The sequence below is a fragment of the Bartonella sp. AU15XJBT genome (assembly GCF_028618615.1).
Lineage (GTDB): Bacteria > Pseudomonadota > Alphaproteobacteria > Rhizobiales > Rhizobiaceae > Bartonella.
In genome coordinates this window covers 1-3,370 of sequence record NZ_JAQITG010000066.1, presented here as the reverse complement: position 1 = coordinate 3,370, position 3,370 = coordinate 1, and the positions used below count along the sequence as shown (strand labels likewise).

At 32.5% G+C, this 3,370-nt stretch carries 3 protein-coding genes; 2 read left to right on the top strand and 1 reads right to left on the bottom strand.

All coding sequences use genetic code 11. From position 1 onward, the window contains the following. Together PVV57_RS09860 and PVV57_RS09855 are read left to right on the top strand one after the other, a co-directional pair. On the top strand, positions 1-199 hold a 199-nt coding region (locus PVV57_RS09860), incomplete at its 5' end, for an HNH/ENDO VII family nuclease (protein WP_273783996.1). Between the two features lie 251 nt (positions 200-450). Further along, positions 451-921 carry an SMI1/KNR4 family protein gene (locus PVV57_RS09855; protein ID WP_273783995.1) on the top strand — a complete coding sequence of 157 codons (471 nt, stop codon included), beginning with the start codon at positions 451-453 and terminating at the stop codon, positions 919-921. Positions 922-2,034: 1,113 nt separating this feature from the next. Here the strand turns inward: PVV57_RS09855 and PVV57_RS09850 are convergent. Beyond that, a partial coding sequence (locus tag PVV57_RS09850) for a type ISP restriction/modification enzyme (RefSeq protein ID WP_342753463.1) occupies positions 2,035-3,370 on the bottom strand: 1,336 nt, incomplete at its 5' end.

The window sequence follows — 3,370 nt, the reverse complement described above, 5'->3', positions numbered from 1 at the left end:
AATGGCATCAGGAAGAGCTCCTATTGGAGTCGATTGTAGGCCTATTATGTTACATCCTATGACACAAGAACAAGATAGTCCTATCGCTGAGGTTCTCTACTCATTTTATCAAGGCAAAAGTTTTGTTGCTGATATGAAGCCAAAGACAAATTTTATCAGAAAAGTTATTTGTTGGATTTCAAAAAAAATTTCTAAGTAGGAAAAAAGAAAAGGTCATTATTGCAAATATTGGAGTCATGTCCCTAAAAGGTGCTCTCTAAGCTTTAGTAATCATCCCTTTTAATGACATCATATATTGTATATGCGAGATGATTTTACCGACACAGATGAGAAAAGAGCTTCATCAAGAAAATATCCCTTATGCTTTTATCAATGTAATCCCAATTCCATTAACTATAAGAGAGAAATATTGATCAGTACAAACACGCTGTGACTTATGGAGAAAAATTTATGAAAAGTTATACTTTAGATGATGTTGCACAATATATTGATATGCATAGTCATGTTATTAATTTTGGGACTAAAGATAATGCACCTGATGATGTACGGATTAAAACAGCAGAGAACACTCTCGATTTACAATTTAGCTCTTCCTACAAGAGTTTTTTAAAAAATTATGGAGGAGGAGAAATAGGAGGTGAAGAAATATTCAGTATTTATGAAATCTGTGCTGGTATTCCTGCTGGTGATATTGTTTACCGAAATTTACTCGATAGAAGAGATGGTTTTACGCATCCCAAACAGCTTGTTGTCTGCACAACTGATTTTGGTGAAAGCTTTTACTTTGATTATACTCAGTTTCGGGATGGAGAGTGCCCGCTCTATCTTAAGTTTCCACTTGACGATCCCCAGTATTACGCAAGTAATTTTTATGAATTTCTCTGCAAAAGAATTAAAGAGTATGCGGTGGAAGATTCATGAAGACTTACACTTTAGATGATGTGATACAATTAGTTGATAAATATGAAGGTGATATTGTTAATTTTTTTTTGGAGAAGAAGAAAGAATAGGTTACCTAATTTGAAAGCGGTTTTGTAATATATTTCAGCTTAATATTTTTATGCATTCTTATAGCTGTTATGTTCTTTATAGCCATGGTGTTATTTTTCATTTTCATAAGAGAAACGATAAATAGGATAATTGCGATTTATAGATTGTTATGAAAACATCTAAAGAGAGATTGATAATTATAGAGATTAGAAAAATACCTTTTAATAGACCGTGTCAGTGTTGTCAGTCCTTTTTAGACCCTATAATTATTTTTTTAATGAGTAAAATTAAAAACTTTATCTTTCAATATGTTAATGTCTTTAAAATACAACCCATATCAAGAATACAATCTTTAAAGATAATCAATGATGTGAGTTGATTAAAACTTGTCAGTTATGTGTCAGTAAACTGAACCGACAAAAGTGATGATTTTAGTGAGTCATTAAAGCGTGTCTTATGAAAAGCGTATGACCCTTTAAAGCCTTTCAAAAGATAGTTTCTTCTTCATAAGAAATGCTATCAAGATCATTATGGTTATGAGTTTTGAAGGGGTTTTGAGTTTTGAGGGTTGCTGCTATTATGTAAAAAAACGATAAAAATTAAAAACATTATATTTCAATAAGTTAATATTTTATAGACCTTAAAAAAACAACCTCTATTGATAATATAACCTCTAAATTCAACCAATAATATACGTTTTGAGGGGGTTTTGACGATTTTTACACCTTCAAAACCTATAAGCAAAATGAATATACATAATCCTCTTTAAACAAAGTTTTTGATAACAATAAAGCACTCATTTTAAATTACGGTATAACCTCTTAAAGGCAATGTAAAAAAATCTAATTCACTTTAAGAATGGATTTCTTAAAAGTCTTAAAGCAATCCAAAGTAGAGTATCTAAAAGTGCAAGTTTCTTCTTTTTAGAATAACGCATATTAGGATTGTATCTAATCAACTTAACAAAAGAGGTATAGATTATGGTTATAAGCTCTATACCCCTTATGCGTTTATCATACCCATTATGTGAGCATGCTTTATAAGTTATTCAGTTTCTCTTATTTCTAATTTTGGTAGTTTTTTTACGATTTTCATTGTCTCTAAACTTACGGTAATAACCCTTTGAAACAATTCGAGGGGGTAAGCAGGGTTGCCAATGGTTTCAACAGCATAGCGATTAGCATCATTAACAATGCCACTCTTTTTATCAGTCTTAACGCATTGACGCCCCATAACCCATTCAAGAGCAGGTTTACCATTGACTATATACTCATAAGCTTCAAGAGGGATATCTGTTATGGTAATATTGCTATTGTAGATAACAGTTGATTTATCCTTTTCCTTACTATTTCCAGCGAATTTCATTTCAGTTACATAATAGAATTTCTCAGGATTAGAGATCTCTGTTTGTTTTGGATTACCCTTTTTAAAGGTCACTGGATAAGGCTCTACATCTTCATAATTTACGTGCAAATGCCCCAGTTCACGCCCTGCTGTCACAAACTTCCAAAAATCATCAGAACTCTTTACACAAGGGATACGAGGCAATTCTTTAGAGAGGTTATCAGCATAACGGGCGCGATAATCTTCCGAATGAAGTAAACCGTAAACGTAATAGAATAGATCATCTTTAGTGATTTTTTCATTAGGATAAGCCGTTTTAAAATGGTCTAGACCTTCATCAGTAATGGCATCACGGCGTTGTAAACCAGCTGTTTTGTTTTCCTCTATAGAGTTTGTAAATAAATGAGTTTGTTTTTTATTCTCATTACCTACAGAAGATTTAACATTTTCATACAGGTATCGTGGAAAGCATTGACCATTCTCTATTACCTTAAAATCAGGCACAGTCTTACTCATAAATACAGAAAAGTCTTTCATTGACCCTATGCCGGTAACGTGTATTACTTTATTTTCAACTGTTTGTCCCATAGGAAATATATGCGGCATTTGAAAAACTGATTCATTAAAGGTGCGATTATAATAGAGCCACTGTCGTATAAAAGGGCGATAAAGGCTTTGAATAAGGCAATTATTCTCAAATTTGGAAAATTTGCTTCTTATCAATTCTTGTTTGAGAGTAGTACTCCAACTGATTTTTGTAGCATCAATGTTAATAAAATTGTTTACAATTTTATTACGTGTTTTACGGTCAGCATGAGGACAGGTATCTTTAAAACTTTTTACTTCACTATTATAAAAAGTAATCATAGCACTCATATTTTGTATTAAATCTTTATGGCTTGCATTATATGACCAATTGATCTCTACACGCTTAATGGCTTCATTGTCTGAAAACCGAAACCGCCTTTCAACCGGTGCATTATCTCGCAACGGGTTCCATGTGACCCATAACTCTGCTCTCCACCCCTCTCCCTCT

Coding starts and splice junctions, on each gene's coding strand:
- PVV57_RS09855 (WP_273783995.1), top strand. CDS start 451: ATGAAAAGTTATACTTTAGATGATGTTGCACAATATATTGATATGCAT.